Origin of the sequence: Dietzia sp. SLG310A2-38A2, assembly GCF_014145095.1 — a bacterium.
Classification (GTDB): Bacteria; Actinomycetota; Actinomycetes; order Mycobacteriales; family Mycobacteriaceae; genus Dietzia.
This window is the reverse complement of sequence record NZ_JAALDX010000045.1, coordinates 1-3,014: the sequence shown is the minus strand read 5'-3', so window position 1 is coordinate 3,014 and position 3,014 is coordinate 1. Positions and strand designations below refer to the sequence as shown.

Here is a 3,014-nt window from a genome sequence, read left to right as displayed (position 1 = left end):
TACACCGTCAACGCCGCCGTCGGGTTCCCCGCGATCACCGGTCGGGACGGCGGGCGGGTCGGCGAGCAGGTCGACGGACGGGGCATAGGGCAGGTGGTCAATCACGCCCTGCCCGCCTGGGACGTCGCCGCGGGTCTCCATGCGGCGCTGGCGGTGGTCTCCGCCGTCCGCGAACGCGAGAGGACCGGCCGGGGCCGACGGATCGTCCTCCCACTGGACGACGTCGCCCTGGCCACCGCCGGCGCACTGGGCTACCTCACCGAGCCGCAGGTGGACGGCTCATCCCGGCCCGCCGTCGGCAACTACGTCTACGGCACGTTCGGGAAGGACTTCGCCACCGCCGACGGGGGCCGTGTGATGGTGGTCGCCCTGACCACCAGGCACTTCCACGACCTGGCCCGGGTGACCGGGACCCGGCACGCCGTCGACGCCCTCGAGTCGGCCACCGGCGCCGACTTCGGCACCGAGGCCGACAGGTACTCCTACCGCGAGGTCCTGTCCGCCCTGTTCGCCCGATGGTTCTCCAGCCACACCACAGCCGAGGTCACGCGGGCGCTGGAGGACTCGGTGGTGTTGCACGAGCGGTACCGCACGTTCGACCAGGTGGTGGCGGAGGGCGATCTCGAGGCCAACCCGCTGTTCTCCCCACTGGATCAGCCGGGGATCGGCTCGTACCTCGCGGCCGCCCACCCCGCGACCTTCGACGGCCGGCATCTGACCACCGGTCCCGCGCCGGACCTCGGCGCTGACACCGATCGCCTCACCACAGAACGCCCCGCCACCGCCGATCACCCCACCGCCGACCACCCCACCGCCGATCACCCCACCGCCCGAGAGGTGTGAGGCGTGACCCACAAGCCCGCCGCCCGCGACGGTGTCCCTGAGTACCTCACGGAGGAGCGGCTCGCGATCCGGGACCTGGCCCGCGACTTCACCGCCAGGGAGGTCCTGCCCGTCGCGAACCGCCTCGACCCGGAGAAGGGAGACATCCCCGACGAGCTCCGGCAGAAGATGGCCGACATGGGCTTCTTCGGCATCATGATCGGCGAGGAGCACGGCGGGCTCGGCCTGGGCGTGTTCGAGTACTGCCTGGTCGCCGAGGAGCTCGCCCGCGGCTGGCTGTCGGTCTCCGGGCTCCTCGCCCGCGGCAACGGTATGGGCGGCGGGTTCACGCCCGAGCAGGAGGCGCGTCTGCTCCCCCGCGTCGCCCGCGGCGAATGGCTGGGCGCCTACGCTCTGTCGGAGGCCGAGGCGGGCTCCGACGTCGCCAACATCTCCTGCCGAGCCGTCCGCGAGGGCGACGAGTGGGTGGTGAACGGCACCAAGATGTGGTGCACCTACGCCGACCAGGCGGACTACCTCGTGCTGTTCGCCCGTACCGACCCGAACCGGGACCCGGCCAAACCCCACCGCGGCATCTCCGCCTTCCTGGTGGAGAAGGATCGCGGCGTGTTCCCCGCAGGGATCACCGGAAACCCCGTCCGCAAGATCGGATACTTCGGCTGGCAGACCTGGGAGCTGTCCTTCGACGAGTTCCGTCTGCCCGCCTCGGCGCTGCTCGGCGAGGAGGGCAGGGGCTTCTACCTGGCGGTCTCCGGACTGGAGGTCGGCCGCGCCCACACCGCCGCCCGCGCGATCGGTCTGGCCCGGGCGGCATTGGAGGACTCCATCGCCTACGTCGCCACCCGCGAGCAGTTCGGCCGACCTATCGGCGAGTTCCAGTACCTGCGCTTCGAGATCGCCAGGATGGCCGCCGACATCGAGGCCGCCCGTCAGCTCATGTACTCGGTGGCAACGGCCATCGACTCCGGCCGCCGCTGCTCGCTCGAGGCCGCCATGTGCAAGCTCGTGGCCACGGAGATGGCAGAGCGGGTGACGTCCCAGGGCGTCCAGATCCACGGCGGGGCCGGATACACGACCGACTTCCAAGTGGAGCGACACTGGCGCGATGCCCGGCTGACCCGCATCTTCGAGGGCACCAGCGAGATCCAGATGCGGATCATCTCGGACGAGCTCCTCGGCCGCGACCACTGAGTACAGTCGGCGTCAAGAAGGCTGCGGTGTGTGTCGAGACCGGATCCCCACTGGTGATCGAGGAGATCCCCGTCCCCGTCGCCCGACAGGGAGAAGTCCTCATCCACAACACCGCGTGCGGGGTGTGCCACACCGACCTGCACGTGATGAAAGGCGAGGTCGGGTTCCCGCTGCCCGGAGTTCTCGGTCACGAGGTGTCGGGTGTGGTCGCCGAGGTCGGCCGGGGGGTGACCAACGTGCGTCCGGGCGACCGTGTAGTGGGCTCGTTCATCATGCCGTGCGGGACGTGCGAGAACTGCGCCCGCGGGATGGAGGATCTGTGCTCCACGTTCTTCGAGTACAACCGGCTGCGCGGCACCCTCTACGACGGCGAGACGCGCCTTCACCGTGCGACGGGTGAGCCGCTATCGATGTACTCGATGGGCGGGCTCGCGGAGTACAGCGTCACTCCCGCCACCGCGGTGTTCGCCCTCCCCGAGGAATTGGACCTGTCGGATTCGGCGATCCTGGGATGCTCGCTGTTCACCGCCTACGGTGCCGTGCGGAACGTCGGGGACGTGCGCACCGGGGAGTCGGTCGCGGTCGTGGCCGTGGGCGGCGTCGGGCAGAACATCGTCCAGCTGGCCGCGGTGAGCGGTGCCGAATCCGTCATCGCCATCGACGTGGACGAGGAGAAGCTCGCCCTGGCACGGCGCATGGGCGCCACGCATACCATCAATTCGCGCGAGGTCGATGCGACCGAGGCGGTCATGGAGATCACCGGCGGCAGGGGCGTCGACGCCGCCTTCGAGGCCCTCGGGTCGGCCGCCACCACGCGCCAGGCCACGGACATCGCACGCGAGGGTGGCAGGGTCGTGGTGGTGGGCATCCCGCCGGCCGGAACGGTGCTGGACGTCGACCTCGCGCGGGTCGTGCGCCGCAAGATCCAGATCAAGGGGTCCTACGGCGCCCGCGCCCGGCAGGACGTCCCCGCGCTGATC

The 3,014-nt window shown here is 70.5% G+C and carries 3 protein-coding genes; all 3 read left to right on the top strand.

The window, feature by feature from the left end; all coding sequences use genetic code 11:
- On the top strand, positions 1-843 hold an 843-nt coding region (locus G6027_RS01710), incomplete at its 5' end, for a CoA transferase (RefSeq protein WP_182634833.1).
- A 3-nt stretch (positions 844-846) separates the two neighbouring features.
- Positions 847-2,034 (top strand): acyl-CoA dehydrogenase family protein, encoded by a 1,188-nt coding sequence (locus G6027_RS01705; RefSeq protein ID WP_182634831.1) that lies wholly within the window; start codon positions 847-849, stop codon positions 2,032-2,034.
- 26 nt (positions 2,035-2,060) lie between these two features.
- A partial coding sequence (locus G6027_RS01700) for a zinc-binding dehydrogenase (protein WP_346995597.1) occupies positions 2,061-3,014 on the top strand: 954 nt, incomplete at its 3' end.